Annotated in this window: 24 protein-coding genes and 1 riboswitch; of the genes, 18 read left to right on the top strand and 6 right to left on the bottom strand. The window is 67.6% G+C overall.

Annotated elements, in window-relative coordinates; all coding sequences use genetic code 11:
* A partial coding sequence (locus C662_RS18110; protein WP_002932730.1) for a surface-adhesin E family protein occupies positions 1-647 on the bottom strand: 647 nt, incomplete at its 3' end.
* A 96-nt stretch (positions 648-743) separates the two neighbouring features.
* A riboswitch (TPP riboswitch) is annotated at positions 744-838 on the top strand.
* On the opposite strand from C662_RS18110, the gene thiD reads away from it, so the two are divergent.
* The 3 genes from thiD to C662_RS18095 all read left to right on the top strand — a co-directional run bounded on the left by thiD (position 831) and on the right by C662_RS18095 (position 7,212).
* Positions 831-1,718 (top strand): bifunctional hydroxymethylpyrimidine kinase/phosphomethylpyrimidine kinase, encoded by an 888-nt coding sequence (gene thiD / locus C662_RS18105; protein ID WP_002932729.1) that lies wholly within the window; start codon positions 831-833, stop codon positions 1,716-1,718. It overlaps the preceding riboswitch by 8 nt.
* An 83-nt stretch (positions 1,719-1,801) precedes the next feature.
* Positions 1,802-3,718, top strand: a complete 1,917-nt coding sequence (gene thiC, locus C662_RS18100; protein ID WP_002932728.1) for a phosphomethylpyrimidine synthase ThiC — start codon at positions 1,802-1,804, stop codon at positions 3,716-3,718.
* 203 nt (positions 3,719-3,921) lie between these two features.
* Positions 3,922-7,212: a DEAD/DEAH box helicase gene (locus C662_RS18095; protein WP_002932727.1), complete on the top strand. Its 3,291-nt coding sequence runs from the start codon at positions 3,922-3,924 to the stop codon at positions 7,210-7,212.
* Positions 7,213-7,487: 275 nt separating this feature from the next.
* Here the strand turns inward: C662_RS18095 and C662_RS18090 are convergent, their stop codons facing one another.
* The 4 genes from C662_RS18090 to crcB all read right to left on the bottom strand — a co-directional run bounded on the left by C662_RS18090 (position 7,488) and on the right by crcB (position 10,192).
* A complete protein-coding gene (locus tag C662_RS18090; RefSeq protein ID WP_002932721.1) occupies positions 7,488-8,144 on the bottom strand; it encodes an OmpA family protein in 657 nt (218 codons plus the stop codon).
* Positions 8,145-8,188: 44 nt separating this feature from the next.
* Entirely contained in the window at positions 8,189-9,112 is a 924-nt protein-coding gene (locus tag C662_RS18085) for a hypothetical protein (protein WP_232433310.1), read from the bottom strand.
* Positions 9,113-9,116: 4 nt separating this feature from the next.
* Positions 9,117-9,695 (bottom strand): tetratricopeptide repeat protein, encoded by a 579-nt coding sequence (locus C662_RS18080; RefSeq protein ID WP_232431658.1) that lies wholly within the window; start codon positions 9,693-9,695, stop codon positions 9,117-9,119.
* 107 nt (positions 9,696-9,802) lie between these two features.
* A complete protein-coding gene (crcB, locus tag C662_RS18075) occupies positions 9,803-10,192 on the bottom strand; it encodes a fluoride efflux transporter CrcB (RefSeq protein WP_002932718.1) in 390 nt (129 codons plus the stop codon).
* 182 nt (positions 10,193-10,374) lie between these two features.
* Here crcB and C662_RS18070 point away from each other — a divergent pair, with 182 nt between their 5' ends.
* The 15 genes from C662_RS18070 (at position 10,375) to mnhG (ending at position 23,859) form a co-directional block, all read left to right on the top strand.
* Positions 10,375-12,108, top strand: coding sequence for a glutamine--tRNA ligase/YqeY domain fusion protein (locus C662_RS18070; RefSeq protein ID WP_002932714.1), 1,734 nt, complete (start codon positions 10,375-10,377; stop codon positions 12,106-12,108).
* A 23-nt stretch (positions 12,109-12,131) separates the two neighbouring features.
* Entirely contained in the window at positions 12,132-12,464 is a 333-nt protein-coding gene (locus C662_RS18065) for a nucleotidyltransferase domain-containing protein (protein ID WP_002932713.1), read from the top strand.
* Positions 12,448-12,867, top strand: a complete 420-nt coding sequence (locus tag C662_RS18060) for a HEPN domain-containing protein (protein ID WP_002932712.1) — start codon at positions 12,448-12,450, stop codon at positions 12,865-12,867. Before C662_RS18065 ends, C662_RS18060 begins: the two co-directional genes overlap by 17 nt.
* A complete protein-coding gene (locus C662_RS18055; protein ID WP_002932705.1) occupies positions 12,864-13,013 on the top strand; it encodes a hypothetical protein in 150 nt (49 codons plus the stop codon). The genes C662_RS18060 and C662_RS18055 overlap by 4 nt, the downstream gene beginning before the upstream one ends.
* A gap of 13 nt (positions 13,014-13,026) precedes the next feature.
* On the top strand, positions 13,027-14,169 hold the full coding sequence (locus C662_RS18050) for an efflux RND transporter periplasmic adaptor subunit (RefSeq protein WP_002932702.1): 1,143 nt from the start codon (positions 13,027-13,029) through the stop codon (positions 14,167-14,169).
* A gap of 36 nt (positions 14,170-14,205) precedes the next feature.
* Entirely contained in the window at positions 14,206-14,901 is a 696-nt protein-coding gene (locus C662_RS18045; protein ID WP_002932698.1) for an ABC transporter ATP-binding protein, read from the top strand.
* Positions 14,898-16,106: an ABC transporter permease gene (locus C662_RS18040; RefSeq protein ID WP_002932690.1), complete on the top strand. Its 1,209-nt coding sequence runs from the start codon at positions 14,898-14,900 to the stop codon at positions 16,104-16,106. Before C662_RS18045 ends, C662_RS18040 begins: the two co-directional genes overlap by 4 nt.
* A gap of 6 nt (positions 16,107-16,112) precedes the next feature.
* Complete coding sequence (locus C662_RS18035) at positions 16,113-17,312, top strand: ABC transporter permease (RefSeq protein ID WP_002932684.1); 1,200 nt, start codon at positions 16,113-16,115, stop codon at positions 17,310-17,312.
* Between the two features lie 170 nt (positions 17,313-17,482).
* Positions 17,483-17,698 carry a hypothetical protein gene (locus tag C662_RS18030; RefSeq protein WP_002932683.1) on the top strand — a complete coding sequence of 72 codons (216 nt, stop codon included), beginning with the start codon at positions 17,483-17,485 and terminating at the stop codon, positions 17,696-17,698.
* A gap of 267 nt (positions 17,699-17,965) precedes the next feature.
* A complete protein-coding gene (gene mbhE / locus C662_RS18025) occupies positions 17,966-20,692 on the top strand; it encodes a hydrogen gas-evolving membrane-bound hydrogenase subunit E (protein WP_037985013.1) in 2,727 nt (908 codons plus the stop codon).
* Between the two features lie 3 nt (positions 20,693-20,695).
* On the top strand, positions 20,696-21,121 hold the full coding sequence (locus tag C662_RS18020) for a Na+/H+ antiporter subunit C (RefSeq protein WP_002932681.1): 426 nt from the start codon (positions 20,696-20,698) through the stop codon (positions 21,119-21,121).
* The gene (locus C662_RS18015; protein WP_002932680.1) at positions 21,118-22,611 is read left to right on the top strand and encodes a proton-conducting transporter transmembrane domain-containing protein; all 1,494 of its coding nucleotides are present in this window, start codon (positions 21,118-21,120) and stop codon (positions 22,609-22,611) included. The genes C662_RS18020 and C662_RS18015 overlap by 4 nt, the downstream gene beginning before the upstream one ends.
* Before the next feature lie 2 nt (positions 22,612-22,613).
* On the top strand, positions 22,614-23,123 hold the full coding sequence (locus tag C662_RS18010) for a Na+/H+ antiporter subunit E (protein ID WP_232433309.1): 510 nt from the start codon (positions 22,614-22,616) through the stop codon (positions 23,121-23,123).
* Complete coding sequence (locus C662_RS18005) at positions 23,120-23,488, top strand: monovalent cation/H+ antiporter complex subunit F (protein WP_002932674.1); 369 nt, start codon at positions 23,120-23,122, stop codon at positions 23,486-23,488. The genes C662_RS18010 and C662_RS18005 overlap by 4 nt, the downstream gene beginning before the upstream one ends.
* Complete coding sequence (gene mnhG / locus C662_RS18000) at positions 23,485-23,859, top strand: monovalent cation/H(+) antiporter subunit G (RefSeq protein ID WP_002932671.1); 375 nt, start codon at positions 23,485-23,487, stop codon at positions 23,857-23,859. The genes C662_RS18005 and mnhG overlap by 4 nt, the downstream gene beginning before the upstream one ends.
* A gap of 19 nt (positions 23,860-23,878) precedes the next feature.
* Here the strand turns inward: mnhG and C662_RS17995 are convergent.
* A partial coding sequence (locus C662_RS17995; protein ID WP_002932668.1) for a pseudouridine synthase occupies positions 23,879-24,707 on the bottom strand: 829 nt, incomplete at its 5' end.

The following is a 24,707-nucleotide window of genomic DNA, read 5'->3' as shown; positions in this document are numbered from 1 at the left end:
GCCGAAGCAGCGGGCGGCATCGGCGCCGCGGCAGGCGTCACCGGCGGCGCTGGCTGCACCGGCGGCACGGATGGCCCCGGGGCCGATACCGGAGGCTGCACGGTAGCCGGCGCCACTGCAATGGCGGCAGGCGCGGCCGGCGGCACTGCAGCGGCAGGCCGGGCAGGCGGCGGCGCAGGAGCGGCATTGGCAACTGGCGCGGCAGCCGGTGCAGCAAGCCGAGCCGCCTCGTTGGCGAGCTTGAGCAACTCTGCGGCACTGGGCGGATCGCACACCTCCCGCCACATGCGCTCGTCCACGGAATTAGGCGTAACCATGACCGACGCCCCATCCACAGCCTCCTCGCGGAGGATATTGTCCGCGGCATCGACGTAGACGCGCTTGATCGTGGTAAAGCTGCGGTTTCGGCAATCGTAGCGGTTGAGCGCCTTGATCATCGCGTAGCCTGCGCTGCGTGCCTCGTCCGTCGTCAGCACGACACGTCCCCAAGAGATCTTCGTGCCCGCATCCGAAGACAGGATGCTGTCGCGGTCGATCTCGATGCGGCGATTACGGTCGCTCAACACGAGCTGCCAGTCAGCCGCAAGCACGGCGTGCATGGGCTGGGCGAGTAAGCAGGCGGCGAGCAGGAGTCGGATGGGCTTCATGGGCACTGAGCAAATTCGGCTGGCACGATGCTAAACGACCATTTCGGCGATATCTTGAGCACCTTGCCACATGCTGACGCATCCAGTATCGTGCGGCGATCTCGTTAGGGGTGCCCGCAGCACGGGGCTGAGAAAGACCCTTTGAACCTGATCCGGCTCATACCGGCGTAGGGAAACGTATCCATGCATACCCGCAACACCCCCTCCGGCGCCAGCGGCGCCGCTTCCGCCATTGTCAATGTCGTCTCGATCGCGGGCGTCGACCCCTCGGGCGGCGCCGGCGTGCTCGCCGATCTCAAGGCCTTCTCGGCACTGGGCGCCTACGGTTGCGGTGTCGTCGCCGCACTGACCGCTCAGAACACCCAGGGGGTGGCTGGCGTACACGTGCCGCCGACCGACTTCCTGCGCCTGCAGATCGACACCCTGTTCGGCGATGTCCAACTTCACGCCACCAAGATCGGCATGCTCGGCAGCGCAGAGGTCACGACCACCGTTGCCGAGCGCCTGGCACACTGGCAGGCAGCCAATGTGGTGCTCGACCCCGTGATGGTCGCCAAGAGCGGCGACAGCCTGCTCGCCCGCAGCGCGATCTCGGCAATGCGCGAGGCGCTCTTCCCACAAGCGTTCATGATCACGCCCAACCTCCCCGAGGCGGGCGTGCTGCTCGAACAGCGCGCGCCGGACACGGTAAAGGAAATGTACCGCGCCGCCGAGCGCCTGCGCGAGTTGCTACCGCTGTCTTCCGAACGCTGGGTAATGCTCAAGGGTGGCCACCTGCCCGGCAACGACCTGGTCGACCTGCTGTTCGACGGCGATCGCATGGTCGAACTGTCGTCGCCGCGCATCGACACCAAGAACACCCACGGCACCGGCTGCACGCTCAGCTCGGCAATCGCGGCGCTGCTGCCGCAAGCCAAGGGGCAGCTGCACCCGGTCGAGGCCGCCGTGCGCCATGCACGCCAGTGGCTGCTCGGTGCCATCGCACATGCGGGCGAACTCGCCGTCGGCAGCGGTCACGGCCCCGTGCATCACTTCCATGCCCTGTGGCGACGCTCGCAGAAGTCACCCTGAAGGCACAGCCCCAGGCCGCCCCGAGGACGAGGGGCATTTGCACACTCACACATAAACAGACCACCCCCCAGGAGACTCAGCCCATGAACGCCACCGAGAAATTCATCGCCGCCGAAGCCCACGTCGACGAAGCCGCGATCGCCCCGCTGCCCAACTCGCGCAAGATCTACGTCGAGGGTTCGCGCCCGGACATCCGCGTGCCGATGCGCGAGATCACCCAGAGCGACACCCCGGCCTCCTTCGGCGCCGAACCCAACCCGCCGATCTTCGTCTATGACTGTTCGGGCCCCTACACCGACCCGGCCGCCAAGATCGACATCCGCTCCGGCCTGCCCGCGCTGCGCCAGCCGTGGATCGAGGCGCGCGGCGACACCGAAGTGCTGCCCGGCCTGTCCTCCGAGTACGGCCGCGCCCGCGCCGCCGACACGGCGCTCGACGAGCTGCGCTTTCCCGGCCTGCACCGCGCCCCGCGCCGCGCCAAGCCGGGTGCCAATGTCACCCAGATGCATTACGCCCGGCGCGGCATCATTACCCCCGAGATGGAATACATCGCCATCCGCGAGAACCTGAACCGCGAGCAGTACATCGCCTCGCTGCGCGCCACCGGCCCCAAGGGCCAGAAGATGGCCGACATGATGCTGCGCCAGCACCCGGGCCAGAACTTCGGCGCCAGCCTGCCGCCGGTGATCACCCCCGAGTTCGTGCGCGACGAAGTGGCGCGCGGGCGCGCCATCATCCCCAACAACATCAACCACCCCGAGAGCGAGCCGATGATCATCGGCCGCAACTTCCTCACCAAGATCAACGCCAACATCGGCAACTCGGCGGTCACCTCGTCGATCGCCGAGGAAGTCGACAAGATGACCTGGTCGATCCGCTGGGGCGGCGACACGGTGATGGATCTCTCCACCGGCAAGAACATCCACGAGACGCGCGAGTGGATCATCCGCAACTCGCCCGTGCCGATCGGCACCGTGCCGATCTACCAGGCGCTGGAGAAGGTCAATGGCAAGGCCGAGGAGCTGACCTGGGAGATCTTCCGCGACACCCTGATCGAGCAGGCCGAGCAGGGCGTGGACTACTTCACCATCCACGCCGGCGTGCTCTTGCGCTACGTGCCGCTCACCGCCAACCGCATGACCGGCATCGTGTCGCGCGGCGGCTCGATCATGGCCAAGTGGTGCCTGGCGCATCACAAGGAGAGCTTCCTCTACGAGCACTTCGAGGACATCTGCGAGATCATGAAGGCCTACGACGTGGCCTTCAGCCTGGGCGACGGCCTGCGCCCGGGCTCGATCTACGACGCCAACGACGAGGCCCAGCTGGGCGAACTCAAGACCCTGGGCGAGCTCACCGACATCGCCTGGCGCCACGACGTGCAGGTCATGATCGAGGGCCCCGGCCACGTGCCGCTGCACCTGATCAAGGAGAACATGGACCTGCAGCTCGAGTGGTGCAAGGAGGCGCCCTTCTACACCCTGGGGCCGCTCACCACCGACATCGCCCCGGGCTACGACCACATCACCAGCGGCATCGGCGCGGCCACCATCGGCTGGTACGGCACCGCCATGCTGTGCTACGTGACGCCCAAGGAGCACCTGGGCCTGCCCAACAAGCAGGACGTCAAGGAAGGCATCATCACCTACAAGCTGGCCGCGCACGCCGCCGACCTGGCCAAGGGCCACCCGGGCGCGCAGATCCGCGACAACGCCTTGAGCAAGGCGCGCTTCGAGTTCCGCTGGGAAGACCAGTTCAACCTCGGCCTCGACCCGGACAAGGCCAAGGAATTCCACGACGAGACCCTGCCCAAGGACTCGGCCAAGGTGGCGCACTTCTGCTCGATGTGCGGGCCGCACTTCTGCAGCATGAAGATCACCCAGGACGTGCGCGACTTCGCCGCACAGCAGGGCATCGACGAGGCCGAGGCGCTCAAGAAGGGCATGGAGGTGAAGTCGATCGAGTTCGTCAAGAGCGGTGCCGAGGTCTATCGCAACGTGTAAGGTCAATCGCCAGAGCGTAAGCCTCGACGGGCCGCACATGCGGCCCGTCGGCTTTTTGTACATCACGCTCGGAATTCGAAAGGCAACCGCCCCGGCAAACTGCAAGCCGCAGTTTCCAACGCGCTACACGAGCCAGCCCTCACGTTCGACGTGTAAACTGACGGGTTTTCCGCTCAAGCCCGCCTCGGGCGCGCCCCAAGCCCATGACCCCGCTCGACCGCTTCACCCAGGATGACCTGATCGCCCAACTCGGCATGGAGACCGTCGCCAAGGGGCTGGGCTATCTGAGCCGGGTGAGCGCACTCTCCGCCGACGGCTGCTCGGTGTCAGCCCTGGTCAAGGGCAGGCAACGTACGCCCTACGACGTTTCCGCTGACGTGATCGAGGAAGAAGGACGCCCTGCGCTTGTCAGCGCATGCACCTGCCCCATGGGTTACGGTTGCAAGCATGTCGCCGCGATGATGCTGGTATGGCTGCACCAGCGTCGCCGACCGGACCGCCCGCGCGAGCAGGTGCGGGCGTGGGTGGAGGGCTTTCGCCAGGCCGCTCGGGCGCTTGAGCCAGGAGCCGCGGGCAAGCCCCAGTCCAGCAAGACGACCCACGCACTGCACTACGTCATCGAGCACGATGCCTACAGCAGCGATCACCGCGTCGCCTGCTACAAGGTGCGCCTGGACCAACATGGACAGATACGCCAGCATGAACGCTGGAACAACATCGAGCGTGCGCTGCAGGCACCGCCCGCCTTCGTTGCCGACGACGACCACGAGATCCTGCGTCTGCTGTGGGCGCACAGGCCGCATGGCCGCCCCATCCCGAGCGATGGCGTGACACTGGAGGGCAGGCACAGCAACGCGCTGATGGCGAGCCTGCTCGCCAGCGGTCGCGCGCACTACGACAGCCTCGCCACACCGGTACTGAGCGCCGGCGAAGCGCGCCCGGGCACCCCGGACTGGACGCTCACCGCCGACGGCCTGCGCGCTCCGGTGCTCAAGCTCGACCCCGCCGCTGCCCGGGTCCTGCCACTGCTGCCGCCCTGGTACATCGACACGGCCAGCGCGAGTGCCGGCCCGATCACGCTCGACCTTGCCCCCGAACTGGTGCAACGCATGCTGTGGCTGCCGCCGCTGACACAGGCGGAGTCGGAACTGGTGGCCGAAACCCTTGCCGAAGTCGCCCCCACCTTGCCCCCGCCGACCCTGCGCGGCGAGCCGCCCGTCGAAGTGAGCGGAACACCGGTACCCATACTGCGCCTGGAGACTCGGCCGGTGCTGCAGGCGCGCTATCGCAGCTATGCGGCCTATGGCACCTATGTCTTCGACTTCGCGCTGCTGGCCTTCCGCTACGGCCCGGTAACCATCGACGCCGGCGACGGCCGCCTCTTCCTCCCCCTGCCGGACGGCCGCAGCGCCCGCCTCACGCGTGACGAGACAGCCGAGCGGGTCGCGGCCCAGCGGCTCGCCACCGCTGGCTTCACCCGCATTCCGCCGGGTGCGATACAGGGCAGTTTCGGCCCCCTGCCGGCAGACGCACTCGGACTCGCAAGCGAGGCCGAGTGGCCGACCTTCATGGCCGACACAGCGGCCGCACTACGCGCCGAAGGCTGGACAGTCGAGTTCCCGAGCGACTTCCGCCACCACGCCATCGACATCGACCACCTGATGCTCGACATCGACGAGCATCAGGACGGCTGGCTGGGCCTGTCGCCCGGTATCGAAGTGGATGGCAAGGCATTGCCACTTGCACCTTTGCTGGCGGGGCTGTTCGCACACGATGCACGCTGGCTGTCCGGACGGCTGGACGATATCGACGACCACGAGGCGCTCATCCTCGAGGACCAAGAGCTCGGCCGCCTGCGCATCAGCGCCGGCCGCGTGAAGCCGCTCGTGCGCGCGCTCGTCGACCTCTTCGACCGCCCCGACCACGACTGGCGTCTTTCAAGGCTCGACGCCACACGACTGGCCGAGCTCGACCTGCCGGGCCGCGGCCACGATCTCATCGCACAACTCTCCAGCCGCCTGCGCGGCGCCACCGGCATCGCCGCAGTGCAAACGCCGAAAGGCTTCGGCGCCGAACTGCGCCCCTACCAGCTCGAAGGCCTGGCCTGGCTGCAGCACCTCGTAAGGCACGACCTCGCCGGCATCCTCGCCGACGACATGGGCCTGGGCAAGACAGCGCAGACGCTCGCTCACCTGCTCACCGAGAAGCACGCCGGCCGGCTGGATGTGCCCGCACTGGTCATCCTGCCTACCTCGCTGGTGTTCAACTGGCAGGCCGAAGCCGAGCGCTTCGCGCCCGAGCTGAAGGTGCTCAACCTGCACGGCTCGGATCGTCATGCGCGCTTCGACGAGCTCGATGCCGACGTGAAGATCGATGTGGCGCTCACCACTTATCCGCTGCTGTGGCGCGACGCAGAACAGCTGCAGGCGCGCCAATGGAGCCTTCTGATCCTGGACGAAGCGCAGACGGTAAAGAATGCCGCCAGCAAGGGCGCGCAGGTGATCCGACAGCTCAAGGCCCGCCACCGTCTCGGCCTTACCGGCACGCCGCTGGAGAACCACCTCGGCGAGCTCTGGGCGCAGTTCGACTTCCTGCTGCCGGGTTTCCTCGGCACGCACAAGCAATTCACCCAGACCTGGCGCACACCGATCGAGAAGCATGGCGACAGTGACCGCCGCGACCTGCTCGCCGCCCGCCTGCGCCCCTTCATCCTGCGCCGGCGCAAGGAAGACGTCGCCACCGAATTGCCGCCCAAGACCATCATCGTGCGCAGCGTCGGTCTCGAGGGCGGACAGCGCGACCTCTACGAGACGGTGCGCGCGGCCATGGACGAGAAGGTGCGCGCCGAGATCGCCGGCAAAGGCTTCGCGCGCAGCCAGATCGTGATCCTCGATGCTCTGTTGAAGCTGCGCCAGGTGTGCTGCGATCCGCGCCTGCTGAAGTCACCGGCTGCGGCGCGCGTCAAGGAGCGCGCCAAGCTCGACCTGCTCATGGACATGCTGCCCGAGTTGATCGACGAAGGCCGGCGCATCCTGGTGTTCTCACAGTTCACCTCCATGCTCAGCCTGATCGCTGCGGAGCTCGACAAGGCGAAGATTGGCTGGGTGGCGCTGACCGGCGACACCCGCGACCGCCGCATTCCGGTCGAAGACTTCCAGAAGGGCCGCGTGCCCGTGTTCCTGATCAGCCTGAAGGCGGGCGGCGTGGGTCTCAACCTCACCGCGGCCGACACCGTGATCCACTACGACCCGTGGTGGAACCCTGCAGCCGAGAACCAGGCCACCGATCGCGCCCACCGCATCGGCCAGGACAAGCCGGTGTTCGTGTTCAAGCTGGTATGCGCAGGCAGCATCGAGGAGAAGATCCTCGCCCTGCAGGAGAAGAAGGCCGCACTCGCCGAGGGCGTGCTGTCTGAAGACGCCAACGCGCTCGCCAAGTTCGGCGAGGCCGACATCGCCGCGCTGCTGGCGCCCCTGCCACCCGCCGGGCGTTGAGCCCGGGCGGCGAGGCGCTCCCGGCAGGAGCGGCACCAACCACGGGGTTGAAGGCAATGCGAGTCGGTCAGGACCGACGAGAAGCGGGACCGGTGGGGGCGGCGCCAGCCGCGATGGGTTGAGGGCGACACGGCTGGGCGGAACCGATGAAAAGGCTCGCGGCTTGCGCCGCTCCTACGGAGGGTGCGAAACATGTGCCCCAAGGGCCTCTGGAAGCGCGTGCCGTTGTCCCGCGGGGCACGCCTCTGAGGCATCTTGGGGCACGGAGGCGCTCGTCAGCGTACCTGCTCGGCGATGAAGATCTCGACGCGGCGGTTCATCGCCCGCCCCGCCGCAGTCGCATTATCGGCGATCGGCTGATAGGAACCGCGACCATCGATCGAGATACGCTGCGCTGAAACCCCACGCATGACCAAGTAGTCGCGCACGGCAGCGGCACGGTTGACGGACAAGGGGTTGTTGATCGCATCCGTGCCCGTGCTGTCGGTATGACCGATGATGCTGACGGTCGTGACCGGGTGCTGGTTCAGCGTTGCGGCAAGTCGATCGAGCACCGGCCGCATGTTGGCCTTGATGTCGTGGCGGCCGACGTCGAAGGACACATCTGCGGGGATATCGACCTTCAGCTGATTGTCCACGGTCTGGCTGACACCGACGCCAGTCCCTGCGGTAGCCTGCTCCATCTCGGCGCGTTGCCGCTGCATGTTCTGCGACCACAGGTAACCGCCTGCGGCGCCCACTGCCGCCCCCACTGCGGCGCCCGTCGCGGTACTTCTGCCCTTGTTTCCGCCCGCCGTCGCACGGCCGATGACTGCACCGGTCACGGCACCGATACCTGCACCCACCGCAGTGTCGCGCTGGGTTTCGGTCATCGTCGCGCAGCCGCTCATCACCAGGGCCGTTGCACACACACTCATCGCAAGTATCTTCATTTTGCTCGTTCTCCGATTAGGTGCGGGCGGGCAGGTTCGACCGATCAGTTGACCTTGAGCGTACCGCCACGCCCGAGACCACCTTTTACATCCTGCGCCTTGTAGTTGCGAAGCGCCACGACCATATTGTTGTAAGCATCCATGAATGCCGCGACGGTCGCCTTGCCTTCGGGCGTACGCGAGAAGCCGCCCAGAGCGCCTCCGGCACCGCCACCGAAGGCACCCAGTGCTGCGCCGAAGTTCGTTGCCGTCGAGCTCCCCTCGGAAGCAGCAATCTGGACCGCCGAGCGGATATCGAAGAGCGATAGCGTCACGACCGACGCCTTGGACTGGATGCCTCCGGCGAGCGCGCCGAGGCGGCCACCAACGAGGCCGCCGACCAGGCCGCCCACGGAGCCGACCGAGTCATTATTGATGATGATCTGCGGCTCAAGATAGTAGTCGGCCGCAACGCGTTGCCCCTTCTCTTGCTTGGAGCCTGCACGATACTCGCCCGAGTTGCGCTGGATATCGGTAATCCGCGACAGGCGGCTGTCCGTTCGGAGGTTGCCGATCGACGTGATCACGAAGCAGTTGGATTGCTGAACGGCAAGGCGAAGCAGGGGCTCGATGGTCGTCACCTGGGTTGCGCTACCGAATTGGCCATACCAGTCGGCGGCCCGTCCATCGTCCACCGCGAGCGTACCGAGCGGCGCGTCACAGCGTTCGAGTTGGGGGTTCGCATCAACGCTCGCCCCTCCGCCTGCCGCCCCCGACACCGCGGTCGAATTCGTTCCCGTCGTAACGCACCCGGTGAGTGCAGTCGCTGCGGCAAGCGCCAGCGCAATTTTGGAAATCCGGTGTTGGATCATGCTGCGTTCCTCCTGTTGAGTTTTTCCTTGAGCGTCGAGGGGTCCGCCGACGCAGGCGTGACTCGGGGCCGAGTCACTCGCAAAAAACCCCTGCACAGGCTGCAGGGGTTCGATCATGCGCTCAGCGGTAATACCAGTAGCCGTCGCGCCAGTAACCCAGATAGGTGTAGCGCCGGTACCAGTAGTCGTAGAACACACCTCTCCAGCGCTGGCGCCACTTCCACTCCGCCTCCTCCGACTTGCGCGCTGCAGAGGCCTCCGCAAGCAGGGTCCGCGCCTCCGCGTCGCCACGCCCCGCGGTAATGGAGAGCCATTTCTCGGCTTCACGGGGATCCGGCCCCATCTCTTCCAGTCCGGTCAGGTAAAAGCGTCCGAGCGCCTTCTGCGCCTCCAGGTGGCCACGCTCGGCGGCTGACCGCATCCATGTCAGCGCCTTGTAGCTATCCTGTCGCACGCCGTCGCCGCGGAAGTAACGCAGACCCAGATCGTAGGCCGCACGGGGATCCTGTTCCGCGATGGCTTCGAGGGCTGCGGCACGGCCGTCATCCGCCTCATTGAAGGTCCGCGTCTCCTGCGTGACGACGTCCCTGCCCTGCTCGCGGCAACCGCCGCCATCGCATATCGTCACCGTTTCGCGTTGCGGTGGCTGCGCGCAGGACGCCAGCACGACACAACCGACAATAACGAGCCATCTCTTCATGATGAAGACCTCCACACCAGCGCGCAGCATATCAAGACTCGTTACATTAAAGCACAAAGTCATGAATCTGAAGATCCGACTCGCGAACACGCCTGCCCCAGGAGCGCTCACCCCCCCCGCGTCACCGCATTGAACAGCGCAAACCCTGCCCAGGTCATCAGCAGGGAGCCCAGGACATGGGTCAGCAGATGCACGCCCAGCCAGCCCAGCGCCCCGCGCTGCAGCAGGTGGAATGCCTCGGCCGAGAAGGTCGAAAAGGTCGTCAGGCCACCCAACAGCCCCGTCGTCAGCAGCAACTTCAGGGCGGACGACATCGCCGGCCAGGCCTGCACCGCAGCCAGCGCCACGCCCATCAGCAGACCGCCGACCAGGTTGGCCGCCAGAGTGCCGAGCGGTACCAAGGCGAACACCGGGTTCAGCCACAGCCCAAGCCCCCAGCGCAGCCAGGCGCCACACGCCGCGCCCACCCCTACCGCCGCAAATGCCGCAAGATTCATTCCCACCGCTCCATCGTCAAGCGTTCGCACATACGCGCCCCGAGGCATCAGGCTCACATGCGGATTCTAACCGCGGCGGTGCAGCATCCGAGCCGGCGGGGCGGATCGGCTACAATTGGCGGGTTATCGCACCCTGGCAAGCACGGCCCGTGCCGCAGCGCCCTCACCAGAACGCTCAACAGATGAAACCCGAAAAAAACTCCGCCACCGAAGCCCCCGTCGTTTCCAATTTCATCCGCAACATCATCGACGAGGACATCCGCACGGGGAAATGGGGCGGCCGCGTCGAAACGCGCTTCCCGCCCGAGCCCAACGGCTACCTGCATTACGGCCACGCCAAGTCGATCTGCCTGAACTTCGGCCTGGCCGAGTCCTATGGCGGAGCCTGCCACATGCGCTTCGACGACACCAACCCCGAAAAGGAAGAGCAGGAATACGTCGACGCCATCATCGAGGCGGTGAAGTGGCTCGGCTTCGAGTGGGGCGAGCATCTGTATTTCGCATCCGACTATTTCGATCGCATGCACGACTGTGCGCTCAGCCTGATCAGGGCCGGCAAGGCCTATGTGGATTCGCAGTCAGCCGAGGAGATGCGTGCCAACCGCGGCACGCTGACCGAGCCGGGCAAGGACAGTCCGTACCGCAACCGCAGCATCGAGGAAAACATCGAGCTGTTCGCGCGCATGCGCGCAGGTGAGTTCGCCGAAGGCACGCACATCCTGCGAGCGAAGATCGACATGGCGAGCCCCAACATCAACCTGCGCGACCCGGCGATCTACCGTATCCGCCATGCCACACACCACCGCACGGGCGACGCCTGGTGCATCTACCCGATGTACACCTTCGCCCACCCGATCGAAGACGCAATCGAGAGCATCACCCACTCGGTGTGCACGCTCGAATTCGAGGACCAGCGCCCGTTCTACGACTGGCTGCTCGACGCGCTCGCCGCTGCGGGCCAGTTCCCGCGCCCGCTGCCGCAGCAGATCGAGTTCGCCCGCCTGAACCTGACCTACGTGGTGCTCTCCAAGCGCAAGCTGATCCAGCTCGTCAATGAAGGCCATGTGGACGGCTGGGACGACCCACGCCTGCCCACGCTCATCGGCGCCCGCCGCCGCGGCTTCACCGCTACGGGCTTCCGCCGCTTTGCAGAGCGTATCGGCGTGTCCAAGGCGGACTCGTGGATCGACATGAGCGTGCTGGAGGAATGCATGCGCGACGACCTCAACGAAGCCGCCGAGCGTCGCGTCGCCGTGCTCGATCCGCTCAAGCTGGTCATCACGAACTACGCCGAAGGCGCCTCCGAACTGTGCCAGGCGCCGAACCACCCGCTCAAGCCCGAGCTCGGCAAGCGTGACATGCCCTTCGGCCGTGAGCTGTGGATCGAGCGTGAGGACTTCATGGAAGAGCCGGTCAAGGGCTTCCACCGTCTGTACCCCGGCAACATGGTGCGCCTGCGCTACGGCTTCGTCGTCAAGTGCATTGGCTGCGAAAAGGACGCCGCCGGCAACATCACCGCCGTGCTCGCCGAGTACATGTCCGACTCCAAGTCCGGCACGCCCGGCGCCGACAACTACAAGGTCAAGGGCAACCTGCACTGGGTGTCGGTCGCGCACGGCTACGAGGCAGAGGTGCGCATCTACGACCGCCTGTTCGCCCACCCCCATCCCGGGCAGCGCCGCGAGGGCGACGCGCCCGACGCCGAGCGCAGCTTCCTCGACGACATCAACCCGGACAGCAAGCGCATCATCACCGCCTACCTGGAACCCGCGCTCAAGGATGCACAACCGGAAGAGCGCTTCCAGTTCGAACGCCACGGCTACTTCGTGGCCGACCGGGTGGACTCCAGGCCCGGCGCACCGGTCTTCAATCGCACGGTGACGCTGAAGGATTCGTGGGCGAAGGGCGGGAAGTAAGCCCCAGCCAAAGGAGAGCGAGCATGGCCATCTCAGCCCGAACGACCGACCCAATCGCAGCCTCGCTCGACTGCCTGCGCGGCCACCTGCCACCCGGCAGCCGCGTGATCGTGTTCGGTTCACAAGCACGCGGGGAGGCTCGCGATGACAGCGACCTCGACCTGCTCGTAGTGGAGCCGGAGGTGCACAACCGTTTCGACGAGATGGCCCGCCTCGCCTCCCTGCTCGGTCGTCAATTGATCCCGGCCGACGTGGTCGTGATGAGCGATGAAGCGTTCGAGCAGGAGTGCACCCAGCCGAACACCCTCGCTTGGCGCGCCACTCGCGAAGGACGGGTCCATGCATTCCCCCGGTGAACCCGCGCTCGGGTTGCTGCGCAGGGCGCGGGACGATGCCTACGTGGTCGACCGTTTGGCGCAGGATCCCGCAGCACCGGACTGGGTCATCGGATTCCACGCCCAGCAGACGGCAGAAAAAGGTATCAAAGCCGTTCTCGCAAATGCGAACGTCCTCTTTCCGAGGACGCGCAACATCGCGATGCTGCTCGCTCTGCTAAAGCAGAACGGAATTCAGCCTCCCGACCAGGACATATTCCTCGAGAGGCTTACCCCCTTCGGAGTTGCAGCCCGATACGACACGGGACTGGATCAAAGCTTTTCCCTGAACCGGGAACGCACCCGATTGGAAACACTGGCGCTGCTCGAGTGGGCTGAAGCGATTTTGAGTAACGCCAAGAATGGCTCAGTGGGATCTCCATGACGGTACCCAAGTACCACGAACTCATTCGTCCCCTGATCGATGGCGAGGAGTTCGCCCGGCTCGCGGTCGAACACAAGGCCGGCGTGTCGGTGAAGCGCAGGATCGAGTTGAAACGCCTCGACTCCGACTTCTTCGACGAGCTCTGAACGTCCACGCTCGATGAATGCCCTGCGCCGTCTTCTTCTCCTCGCACTCCTCGCCGCGCTGCTAGGCGCGGGGATCTGGTGGCTCACCAGACCGAAGCCGGTCGAGGTGGTGGTGCATGAGGTCGCCCGCGGCACGGTCGAGGCCACGCTGACCAATACCCGTGCGGGCGAGATAGAGGCCTGCCAGCGCACACGGCTGGCCACCATCGTGGGCGGCCGTATCGACTGGCTGGGGGTGGAAGAGGGCGACCGGGTGGAAGCCGGGCAGGTGCTGATGCGCCTGTGGCACGGCGACCTGGATGCGCGCGCGGCGGTCAATCGGGCCCAACTCGCAACCGCCCGCCAGCGCGTGCACGAAGCCTGCACCCTGGCCGACAACGCCGAGCGCGAGGCGGCACGCCAGGCGCAGCTGGTGCGGCGTGGTTTTGTTTCCGCCAGCGTCGAGGAGCGTGCGCGCACCGAGGCGCGCGCACGCCGCGCCGCCTGCGACACCGCCCGTGCCGACATCGCCACCGCCGAGGCCCAGCTCGCCGCTACCGAAACAGAGCGCCAGCGCCTGGTGCTCACCGCGCCCTTCGCCGGCACGGTGGCCAAGATCAGCGGCGAGCTGGGCGAATACTCCACGCCCTCGCCCCCCGGCGTGCCGACACCGCCGGCGATCGACCTCATCGACGACTCCTGCCTCTACGTGAAGGCACCGATGGACGAGATCGACGCGCCCAGAATCCAGCCTGGCCTGCCGGTTCGGATCACGCTCGAAGCCATGCCCGGCACCGTGTTCGAAGGCCGGGTCAAGCGCGTCGCACCCTACATCACCGCGGTCGAGCGCCAGGCCCGCACCGTGGCGGTCGACGTGGACTTCGTGCGCCCCGAGGAGGCGCGCGGCATGCTCGTGGGCTACAGCGCCGACGTCGAGATCGTGCTCGCCACCCGCGCCGACACGCTGCGCATCCCCACCAGCGCGCTGCGCGAAGGCAGGCGGGTGCTGGTCGTCGAGGGCGACACCCTGATCGAGCGCGAACTCGAGACCGGGGTGGCGAACTGGGCGTTCACCGAGGTCCTGTCCGGACTGGCCGCAGGCGAGCGTATCGTGACTTCGCTGGAGCGCGACGGCGTGTCTGCGGGCGCGAAGGTGACCCTTCAGGCTGCGCCCTGAGCACACATGCAGCACAGCCGAGACGTACGCACGGCCATGGCCCAGATCGAACTCGACGGCATAAATCGCATCTTCAGGCTCGGTGACAGCGAGGTGCATGCGCTGCGCGACGTGAGCCTGCGCATCGAGGCCGGCGACTACGTCTCGGTGATGGGGCCCTCCGGTTCTGGAAAGTCCACCCTGCTCAACCTGCTCGGCCTGCTCGACCGCCCCGACGGCGGCAATTACCACCTGGAAGGTCGCGACGTCACGACGCTGTCGGCGGACGAACAGGCGGCAGTGCGCAGCGCACGCATCGGCTTCGTGTTCCAGAGCTTTCACCTCGTGCCACGGCTGACGGCAGCGGAGAACATCGGCTTGCCGCTGATGCTGGCCGGCCTGGCGGCCACCGAGCGTAGTGCGCGCATCGCGCAGGCGCTGAGGGCCTTCGGCCTCGAAGGCCGCGCCCACCACCGACCGGAGGAACTCTCCGGTGGTCAGCGCCAGCGCGTGGCGATCGCCCGCGCCACCATCATGCGCCCGGCCGTCCTGCTGGCCGACGAACCCACGGGCAACCTTGACCGCAGCACCGGTCACGAGGTCACCGCCCTGCTCGAGGCGCTCAACACTGCGGGCACCACGCTGATCGTGGTCACCCATGACCCAGCGATGGGCGAGCGTGCCCATCGCTGGCTGCGCATGGAGGACGGTGCCATCGCCCAGGATCTGCGCCGGCACGAGCTGCCTGCATGAGCCCGACCGACACCCTGCGCTTCGCCACCCGCGCCGCCACCGCCTACCCGCTGCGCACCGCGCTGATGACGCTGGCGATGTCGATCGGCGTCGCCGCAGTCGTGGTGCTGACCGCGCTCGGCGACGGCGCGCGCCGCTATGTGGTGGGCGAATTCGCTGCGCTCGGCGCACAGCTGCTGATCGTGCTGCCTGGGCGCACCGAGACCGGCGGCGTCAATCCGGGCAGCTTCGTCACCAGCACCCCGCGCGAACTCACCAATGCCGACGCCGCAGCCCTGTTGCGCCTGCCACTGGTGCAGCGCGTGGCACCGATCACGGTGGGCAACACCGAGGTTGCAGCCGCTGGCCGGCTGCGCGAGGTGATGGTGGTCGGCACCAGCACCGATTTTCTCGAACTGCGCGGCATGCGCATGGCACACGGCAGCTTCCTGCCCCGCGAGGACTTTGAGCGCGCCAGTGCGCTGGCGGTACTCGGCGACGCCATCCGCGCCGAACTGTTCGGCCACGAACCGGCGGTCGGCCGCATGATCCGGGTCGGCGACACCCGGCTGCGCGTCATCGGTACGCTCGCTCCGGGCGGCCAGGGCCTGGGCATGACGACCGACGAACTGGTGCTGGTGCCGGTCGCCACGGCGCAAGCCATGTTCAACACCAATGGCCTGTTCCGCATCCTGGTCGAGACCACCCGGCGCGATGCCCTGCCCGCCGCCCAGCGCCAGCTCGAGGAGTTGCTGCGCGCACGCCGCGACGGCGAACTCGACGTCACCGTGATCACCCAGGACGCCGTGCTCGGCACCTTCGACCGCATCCTCGGCGCACTCACACTGGGCGTCGCCGGCATCGCCGCGATCAGTCTCGCCGTAGCCGGCATCCTGGTGATGAACGTGATGCTGGTGGCGGTCACCCAGCGCACGGCCGAGATCGGCCTGCTCAAGGCACTCGGCGCCAGCACCGCGAGCATCCGTGCCGCTTTCCTCACCGAGGCCGCGCTGCTGTCGGTCGCGGGCGCGCTCACCGGCTTCGCGCTCGGCCACCTCGGCGCCTGGGGCGTGCGCCTGACCTGGCCCATGCTGCCTGCCTGGCCGCCCGACTGGGCGGTGATCGCCGCGCTTGGCACCGCGCTCGGCACCGGCATCGCCTTCGGCGTGCTGCCCGCGCGCCGCGCCGCCGCGCTCGATCCGGTACAAGCCCTGGCCAGGCGCTGACACAGCATGCGCTGGCAGGACAGTCTCCACCTCGCCCTGCGCGCGCTCACCGCGCACCGGCTGCGCAGCTTCCTGACCCTGCTCGGCATCGCCGTGGGCATCGCCGCGGTGATCTTGCTGACGTCGATCGGCGAGGGCCTGCACCGCTTCGTGCTCGCCGAGTTCAGCCAGTTCGGCACCAATGTGCTCAGCATCACGCCTGGCCGCCAAGGCGCGCGCGGCGGCCCCCCCGGCCTGCCCTCCACCGCGCGCGACCTCACCCTTGACGATGCGGCAGCGCTTGCACAGCTGCCCCATGTGCGCCAGGTCAGCGCCTCTGTGAGCGGCAACGCCGAGGTCCGTGCCCAGGGGCGTGTGCGACGCACGATGGTGCTCGGTGTCGGACCGCAGATGCAGGAGGTGTACTCGATCCGCGTGCGCATCGGCCAGTTCCTGCCACCCGACGAAGCAAGCAGCGCGCGCGCCTTCGTCGTGCTGGGCGCAAAGCTGAAACGGGAGCTCTTCGGCGTCGGCAACGCACTCGGCGAACGCGTGCAGATTGGTGACGAGCGCTTCCGCGTCGTCGGCATCATGGAGGAAAAGGGCCAGTTCCTCGGCGTTGACCTGGACGACGCCGCCTACATCCCGGTGGCGCGCGGCCTGGCCTTGTTCCGCCGCGACGGCGTGATGGAGATCGCGCTCACCTATGCGCCCACGGTACCGGCCGCACAGGTGGCCGAGAGCGTACGCACGCTGATGAGCGCCCGCCACGGCCGCGAGGACTTCACCCTCATCACTCAGGAGGACATGCTCGCCACCTTGTCGAACATCCTCGCCATCCTTACCGCCGCGGTCGGCGCACTCGGCGGCATCTCGCTGGTGGTAGGCGGCGTCGGTATCGTCACCATCATGACGATTGCCGTCAGCGAGCGCACCAACGAGATCGGCCTGCTCGTCGCCCTCGGCGCACGCCGACGCACCATCCTCGCAATCTTCCTCGGCGAAGCAGTGGTGCTGGCAAGCCTGGGCGGCCTGCTCGGCCTGGCCGCCGGCATCGGACTCGCTCAGGGCATCGGCCTGCTGTTGCCAGCGATGCCGGTCAGCACCCCATGGCATTTCGTTGTCATCGCCCAGGCGCTCGCGATGATGGTCGGCCTGCTCGCCGGCGTCCTGCCAGCGCGGCGCGCTGCCGGCATGAACGCCGTCGACGCGCTGCGGGCGGAATAGCACGCCTGGTGGCGAGGCCGCAGGTGCTTGATTTTTGTCAAACTCCTGGCAGATCGAGCAGCGCGGCAACGCACATCGGCTAGATTGAAATCAAGCTTGACGTGAAATATTTCACGCCGCACAACGAATGGACTTCAGTCATCGCAAAAGAACGACACGAGGAGATGATCATGTGCACGCTGGATGCCCCCATCGCCCGCTGCGAAGCCGCCCGTACCATGGTAGTGCTGGATGAAACCCAGATGGAATGCGCAGCCGAGCATGAATGCCCGCCAGGGCGCGAGTGTCCGCTGCAGGGATGCTTTGCCAAGGTGAGCGGCCTGTACGAGGCCCACCCCGAACTCGATGCGCGCATGCGCAGGACTTCACGCGAGGCCGCGCACTGACGCCGCAGTTCAAGCGCTGCGGCCTGCACCGAGCGTCGCGGCGAACGCGACGAGCACGCCCGACCTGGCGCCCGGACTCCACGCCCGAGGACGACGGCTGGTGCCCTGACAAGGCGCCAGCCGTTCGCTTTTTGACGACATTGAGGAACCCCGGGCTGACGCGCATAGTCAGTTTCTCCCGCATAGAACGATAATGTGCCGCGCGCCATAGTGCCGACGGCGGCCTCGAAGGGAGATGACGAACATGTGCATGAAGCGGGTGAAGGCGTGCTGACCAGCATCGGACTGATCGCGTTGGCGATGCTGGCCGCGCCATTGCTGACCCGTCCGCTGGACGATCGCGCGGGCTGGATCCTCGCGCTCGCGCCGCTTTCGGTGTTTGCCTATTTCGTCACGCTGGTGCCCGAGGTCGCACAGGGCGGCGTCATCACGCAGAGCGTGACCTGGGTCGGCGCGCTCGGCATCGAACTCGCATTCCGCCTGGACGGACTGTCGTTGCTGTTCGCCCTGCTGATCAGCGGCATTGGCACGCTGATCGTGCTGTATGCCGGCGCCTACCTGTCCGACCATCACCACCTTGGCCGCTTCTACGCCTACCTGCTGGGCTTCATGGCCGCCATGCTCGGCCTGGTGCTTGCGGACGACCTGATCGTGATGTTCGTGTTCTGGGAGCTGACCAGCGTCACCTCCTTCCTGCTCATCAGCTTCCAGCACGACCAGGCGGAGTCTCGACGCTCGGCGCTGCAGGCTCTGCTCATCACCGGCGGCGGCGGCCTGGCCCTGCTCGCCGGCCTGATCCTGCTCGGCAATGTCGGCGGCAGCTGGCAGTTCTCGGGGCTCTCTCCCGCGCTGATCGCCGATCACGCACTCTACCCCGCCATCCTCGCCCTGGTGCTGCTCGGCGCCTTCACCAAGTCGGCCCAGGTGCCTTTCCACCTCTGGCTGCCAAACGCGATGGCCGCACCCACACCGGTGTCGGCCTACCTGCACTCGGCGACCATGGTCAAGGCGGGCGTGTACCTGCTCGCACGCCTGAACCCATCGCTCAGCGGCTCGATGAGCTGGAGCACGATCCTGATCACTGTCGGCGCCACCACCGCGCTGGTCGGCGCCGTACTGGCAATCCGCCAGACCGACCTCAAGCGCGTACTGGCCTACACCACGGTCACCGTGCTCGGCCAGCTCACCATGCTGCTCGGCACCAATACCCCCTATGGCCTGCAAGCCTTCGCGATCTACCTGGTCGCGCATGCCTTCTACAAGGCAGCGCTGTTCATGGCGGTGGGCTCGATCGACCACGCGACCGGCACACGCCAGATCTCCAGGCTCGGCGGCCTGCTGCGCTACATGCCGCTCACCGGCTTTGCCGTCGCACTGGCGGCGTTCTCCAACGCCGGCCTGCCACCGTTCTTCGGCTTCATTGCCAAGGAGTTCAAGTACGCCGGCCTCATCGAGCTCGGCATGGCGGGCTGGGTCACCACGCTGGTGATGATCCTCACCAATGCCTTGCTGCTCACCGCTGCCGGTCTCGTGTTCGTGCGCGCCTTCCTCGGCAAGGAAGGCCGCTATCCGCACACGCCACACGAGGTGAGCCTGCCGATGTGGATCGGCCCCATGCTGCTGGCCGTGGGTGGCTTCGTGTTCGGCGCCTTCAACAACCTCGCCGAGGTCTGGCTGATCGACGCCGCCGTGCAGGCGGTGTCCGGCACCGCCGTGCCGGTCAACCTCTACCTGTGGGGCGGAATCACGCCGGCTCTGGTGGCCAGCCTGCTCACGGTTGCCCTGGGTGTGTTCTTCTACCTGCGGCGGACCCGCGTGCGGCGGCGCCTGTCGCTGTGGCGTGTGCTGTGGCGCACCAGCGGCGACATGATCTGGGACCGCCTGCTCAAGCGCGTCTTCCTGTTTGCAGGCGGGGTGGCCGACCGCTTCCAGCATGGCTCGCTGCGCCAGCACATCAGCGCGCTGGTGGTCGCGATCGTCGGTTTCGCCCTCATCGGGGTCTTCGCCTCCACCGGAGAAGACCTGGCCTGGCCCGAAGTCACCAACCCGGTCAATCTCGCCGCCCTGGTCGGCTGCGTGCTTGCGGTTGCCGGTGCCGCCGCCGCCGCGGTCATGCCGGGCCGCGTGGCCCTGATCGCGACCCTGGGTGCGAGCGGTCTCGGGCTGGCGCTGTTCTTCCTCGCCGCACGCGCGCCCGACGTGGCCATCACGCAGCTGATGGTGGAGACGCTGACCGTCATCTTTCTGGCCCTGGTGCTGCGCAACCTGCCGCCAACGCGGATGGTCGGCTCGCGCAAACCGGCAGCCAAACGCTTTCATGCCCTCATCGCCGGCGCGATCGGGCTGGTCGTGAGCGCGATGATGCTGATGACCGTCAGCCAGCCCTTGCCGGGCGACATCGCGCGCTGGTACCTGGACAACAGCCTGCCGGGCGGCCACGGCGCCAACGTGGTGAACGTGATCCTGGTCGATTTCCGCGCCCTGGACACCCTGGGCGAGATCCTGGTCGTCGGGCTGGCCGCACTCGCGGCCGCGCCCCTGCTCGGCAGCGGCAAACCCGGCAAGGTCGCAGCCGAAGGCAGTTCGGACTTCGGCTCGGTGCTGCTGCGCCACGGCATCCGCCCGCTGTCTGCGCTGCTCGCGCTCATCTCGCTGATGCTGCTGTGGCGCGGCCACAACCTGCCCGGTGGCGGCTTCATCGGCGGGCTGGTGGCGGCGACCTCGGCGGTGCTGCTGGCACTGGCTTTTGGCGTCAACCGCGCGCGCGCCGTGCTGCGCGTACCGCCGACCACCGTCCTCGCCGTCGGCCTCGCCCTGGCTGCATCAGCGGGCGTGATCGGCCTGCTGCAGGGCCAGGCCTTCCTCACCGGCGGCTGGCTGTTCCCCGGCGGGCTGCCGCTGGGGACCCCCCTGCTGTTCGATGTCGGCGTCTTCTTCACCGTGCTGGGCGGCGTGCTGCTGATGCTGTTCCGACTGCTCGAGCGCGAGGACTGAACCATGGAAATCATCGCCTCCATCACCGTCGGCCTGCTCGTCGCCATCGGCATCTGGATGATGCTTGACCGCGGCCTGCTGCGCGTCGTGCTCGGCGTCATCGTGCTCGGCAACGGGGTCAATCTCGCCGTGTTCGTCTCCGGCCGCCTCGATGGCCGCGCCGCCGCCTTCGTGGGCGAGAGCGGCGCCCCCGCGCTGGCCGCCAACCCGCTGCCCCAGGCGCTCGTGCTGACCGCAATCGTCATCGGCTTCGCTCTCTTCGTGTTCGCACTCGCCGTACTCAAGCGCAGCTGGGAGCTGCACGACAACGTCGAGACCGATCGCATCACGGCGGTGGCCGAGGAGCCGGCACCGGACCTGGCGCCCAAGCCCGTCGCGGACGGCCACGCCACGCCCGCAAGGGCAGCGGAAACGGAGGGCAAGGCATGAACGCCCTCATCATCGCACCCATCCTGATCCCGCTCGCCACCCTGGTCCTGACCCTGCTCGCACGTCGCCACGACCGCCTTGCGACCTTCTTCAGCCTTGCCGGCGCTACCGCCCTGGCCGCGGTCGGCCTGGCGCTGGTGGTGTTCGCCGCGGAGGGGCGCATCCTCGCCAGCCAGGCCGGCAGCTGGGCGGCACCCTACGGCATCAGCGTGGTGATCGACCGCCTCTCCGCCGCCATGGTGGCGATCACCGGCATCATCGGCCTTGCAACCGTGGTGTTCGCGCTGGCGCGCGACGACGACCCGGCGCGCAGCCGCGGCTTCCACCCACTGGTGCACGGCCTGCTGGTCGGCGTGTGCGGCGCCTTCATCACGGGCGACGTGTTCAATCTCTACGTCTGGTTCGAGGTGCTGCTGGTGGGCTCGTTCGCCCTGCTGGTGCTGGGTGGCGGCAAGCGCCGGCTATCCGGCACCGTGGTGTACGTGGTGCTCAACCTGGTCGCAACGATGATGTTCCTGCTCGCCGCCGGCATGCTTTACGGCGCCAGCGGTAGCCTCAACATGGCTTTGCTGGCGCAGGCCTTCGCCGCCGGCGAGGTGCCGGCCACGGCCAATGCAGCGATCGTACTGATGCTCACCGCGTTCTCGATCAAGGCGGCGCTGTTCCCGGTGTTCGGCTGGCTGCCGGCGTCCTACCACGTCGCGTGGACGCCGATCTCCGCACTGTTCGCCGGCCTGCTCACCAAGGTGGGGGTGTATGCACTGATCCGCATCGTCACCCTGTTCTGGCCGGACGCAGGTATCGCCCACGACGTGCTGCTGTGGGTGGCGTGCGCGACCATGCTCATCGGCGTGCTCGGCGCCGCGGCCCAGGTCGAGGTACGGCGCATCCTGTCCTTTCACATCGTCAGCCAGGTCGGCTACATGATCCTGGGCCTGGCGCTGGCCACGCCGCTCGCGCTCGCCGGCGCCGTGTTCTACCTCATCCACCACATCGTCGTGAAGGCAAACCTGTTCTTCATCGGCGGCATCGCCGCCCGCCTGACCGGCTCGGAGCGCCTGGCCGCAATGGGCGGTCTGTACGCCCATGCGCCCTGGCTGGCGATCCTGTTCGCCATCCCTGCCCTGTCGCTTGCGGGCATCCCGCCGCTGTCCGGGTTCTGGGCCAAGTTCGTGCTGGTCAAGGCCAGCCTCGATGCGAGTGCCTGGATCGCCGCCGCGGTGGCCCTGGTCACCGGCATCTTCACGCTGCTGTCGATGAGCAAGATCTGGAACGAGGCCTTCCTCAAGCCCCACCCCGCGGGCGGTATCAGCGCACGCAGCGCGGCCGGCCTGCGCCCGGCGCTGTGGGCCGTGAGCGCGCTGGCTGCGATGACCGTGGCGATCGGCCTTGGTGCCGGCCCGGTGATGGACTACGCGGTCGCCGCGGCCGACCAACTCGCCGCACCGCAGGCCTACATCCAGGCCGTGGTCGCGGCCGGAGGGCGATGAACATGTTGGGCTTGCATATTCTGCTTGCGGTGGGCCTGGCGGCCTTCGTCGGTGTTCTCAGCCCGCTCGGCGTGCTGGCCGCCTTTGTGGTGATCCACATCGGGCTGCGCCTGGCGAGCGACCTGCTCGGCATTCGCCGCTACGTGTGCCGGCTCGAACACGGCACGCGCTTCGCGTTCTGGTTTGCCGCCGAGATCTTCAAGGCCAGCATCGACGTCGCCCGCGTCGTGCTCGGCCGCAGCGTGCGGCCACAGCCTGCGGTGATCAAGCTGCGCCTGGCGCGCCGGGACGATCGCGTCGCCACCCTGCTCGGCTGTCTGCTGACGCTCACACCGGGCACCCTCGCCCTCGACTACGCGCCCGAATCGGGCCTGCTGTACATCCACGCCATCGACGCCCGGGACGCCGACGCAGTGGAGTCCGGCGTGCGCGAGATCGAGCGCCGGCTGCTTGCCTGGATCGATGGCGGCGAGCCGCCCGCCCCCAAGGCCACCGATGGAGGACAGGCATGATCAGCGAAATCGCCGGCGCCAGCTGGGTACTGCCCCTCACCTTCGCACTCCAGGGCATCAGCGCGGTGCTCGTGCTCGTGCGCCTGATCCGCGGCCCGCACGCAACCGACCGCGTGGTCTCGATCGATGCGCTGACCTTGCTCGGGATCGGCGTCATCGCCCTGCTGGCGCTGGCGACCGCGGAACCGATGCTGCTCGATGGCGCCGTGGTGCTGGCGCTGGTGTCATTCCTCGGCACCACGGCCTTCATCCTGATGTTCCGCCGCCGCGGCCGCGGTGCGGACGAAAAGGTGACCTGGGTAGACCGCCCGCCGCCGGACGAACCCGCCGCGCTCAGCCCGCAACCGATGGAGGACAAGCCATGAGCAACGGATTCCTCGCCTGGCTATCGTCTGCCCTGCTGTTGCTGGGCGCTCTGATCGGCCTGATCGGCGCCATTGGCGTACTGCGCCTGCCCGACAGCTACACCCGCATGCACGCCGCGAGCAAGGCGGGCGCGCTCGGCGCCGCGCTCATCCTCGGCGGCGTCGCGGCAGCCACCAGCGGCGCCTTTGCGCTGGCGGCAGTGTTCGCCCTGGTCATCGTGCTCGCCACCGCACCGCTCGCCGCGCACGCCATGGCGCGCGCTGCCCACCGCTCCGGAATGACCCCGAAGACCGGGCCGCTGGGCGACGAGCTCGCCGCCGACGTCGCGCACGAACGCGCTCAGGCCTCTGCATCCCGCCATGGAGACTGAGCGCAGACCTGGGTAGCGCTCAGAACCCCTCGTCCGCGCGCAGGAAACGCCACTGCCCGAGTGGCAGATCGCCGAGCTTGACGCGGCCGATACGCACGCGCTTGAGACCAACGACCTTCAGGCCCACAAGTTCGCACATGCGGCGGATCTGGCGTTTGCGGCCTTCGTTGAGCACGAAGCGCAACTGGTCGTCGTTGATCCACTCGACCTTGGCGGGGCGCAGCGGACGGTCGTCGAGCATGAGGCCATGGTTGAGCAAGGCCAGGCCGCCGTCGATGATGCGGCCTTCGACCCGTACCAGGTACTCCTTGTCGACCTTGGAGTCCTCACCGATGAGCTGGCGGGCGATGCGGCCATCCTGGGTCAGCACCAGCAGGCCGGTGGAGTCGATGTCCAGCCGCCCCGCAGGCGCGAGCTGCTTGAGGTGGCTGGGGTGGAAGCGCTGCGCCGTGTCGCGGTCGAACTGGTTGTCGGCACCGATCAGGCTCACCGCGGGCGCATAGCCAGGCTCGGGTTGGCCGGAAACATAGCCCACCGGCTTGTGCAGCAGGATGGTGACGCGCTGCTGCTGGCTGCGCGTGGCCTCGGGCGCGAGCGTGACACGGGCATCGGGGTCGATACGCACACCGAGTTCGGACACACGCTTGCCTTCGACGAAGACCCAACCGCGCTCGATGTACTCGTCGGCCTCGCGTCGCGAGCACAGCCCGCGCTCGGCCATCACCTTGGACAGGCGCACGCCCTCCGGCAGGGGGCGATCGGCAGCCGGATGCTCAGCCGGCCGCGGCGTCGGCGCCAGCGCGCGCGCAGTCGCCGGCCTGGCGCGCGGCGGGCGATCGGCTTGCGGC

The sequence above is a fragment of the Thauera sp. 28 genome (genome assembly GCF_000310145.2).
In the GTDB taxonomy this organism is placed as follows: Bacteria; Pseudomonadota; Gammaproteobacteria; order Burkholderiales; family Rhodocyclaceae; genus Thauera; species Thauera mechernichensis.
The sequence above is the reverse complement of the archived record's forward strand: the minus strand, read 5'-3'. Positions and strand labels throughout refer to the sequence as shown.

Coding starts and splice junctions, on each gene's coding strand:
- thiD (WP_002932729.1), top strand. CDS start 831: ATGCATACCCGCAACACCCCCTCCGGCGCCAGCGGCGCCGCTTCCGCC.
- thiC (WP_002932728.1), top strand. CDS start 1,802: ATGAACGCCACCGAGAAATTCATCGCCGCCGAAGCCCACGTCGACGAA.
- C662_RS18095 (WP_002932727.1), top strand. CDS start 3,922: ATGACCCCGCTCGACCGCTTCACCCAGGATGACCTGATCGCCCAACTC.
- C662_RS18090 (WP_002932721.1), bottom strand. CDS start 8,144: ATGAAGATACTTGCGATGAGTGTGTGTGCAACGGCCCTGGTGATGAGC.
- C662_RS18085 (WP_232433310.1), bottom strand. CDS start 9,112: ATGATCGAACCCCTGCAGCCTGTGCAGGGGTTTTTTGCGAGTGACTCG.
- C662_RS18080 (WP_232431658.1), bottom strand. CDS start 9,695: ATGAAGAGATGGCTCGTTATTGTCGGTTGTGTCGTGCTGGCGTCCTGC.
- crcB (WP_002932718.1), bottom strand. CDS start 10,192: ATGAATCTTGCGGCATTTGCGGCGGTAGGGGTGGGCGCGGCGTGTGGC.
- C662_RS18070 (WP_002932714.1), top strand. CDS start 10,375: ATGAAACCCGAAAAAAACTCCGCCACCGAAGCCCCCGTCGTTTCCAAT.
- C662_RS18065 (WP_002932713.1), top strand. CDS start 12,132: ATGGCCATCTCAGCCCGAACGACCGACCCAATCGCAGCCTCGCTCGAC.
- C662_RS18060 (WP_002932712.1), top strand. CDS start 12,448: ATGCATTCCCCCGGTGAACCCGCGCTCGGGTTGCTGCGCAGGGCGCGG.
- C662_RS18055 (WP_002932705.1), top strand. CDS start 12,864: ATGACGGTACCCAAGTACCACGAACTCATTCGTCCCCTGATCGATGGC.
- C662_RS18050 (WP_002932702.1), top strand. CDS start 13,027: ATGAATGCCCTGCGCCGTCTTCTTCTCCTCGCACTCCTCGCCGCGCTG.
- C662_RS18045 (WP_002932698.1), top strand. CDS start 14,206: ATGGCCCAGATCGAACTCGACGGCATAAATCGCATCTTCAGGCTCGGT.
- C662_RS18040 (WP_002932690.1), top strand. CDS start 14,898: ATGAGCCCGACCGACACCCTGCGCTTCGCCACCCGCGCCGCCACCGCC.
- C662_RS18035 (WP_002932684.1), top strand. CDS start 16,113: ATGCGCTGGCAGGACAGTCTCCACCTCGCCCTGCGCGCGCTCACCGCG.
- C662_RS18030 (WP_002932683.1), top strand. CDS start 17,483: ATGTGCACGCTGGATGCCCCCATCGCCCGCTGCGAAGCCGCCCGTACC.
- C662_RS18020 (WP_002932681.1), top strand. CDS start 20,696: ATGGAAATCATCGCCTCCATCACCGTCGGCCTGCTCGTCGCCATCGGC.
- C662_RS18015 (WP_002932680.1), top strand. CDS start 21,118: ATGAACGCCCTCATCATCGCACCCATCCTGATCCCGCTCGCCACCCTG.
- C662_RS18010 (WP_232433309.1), top strand. CDS start 22,614: ATGTTGGGCTTGCATATTCTGCTTGCGGTGGGCCTGGCGGCCTTCGTC.
- C662_RS18005 (WP_002932674.1), top strand. CDS start 23,120: ATGATCAGCGAAATCGCCGGCGCCAGCTGGGTACTGCCCCTCACCTTC.
- mnhG (WP_002932671.1), top strand. CDS start 23,485: ATGAGCAACGGATTCCTCGCCTGGCTATCGTCTGCCCTGCTGTTGCTG.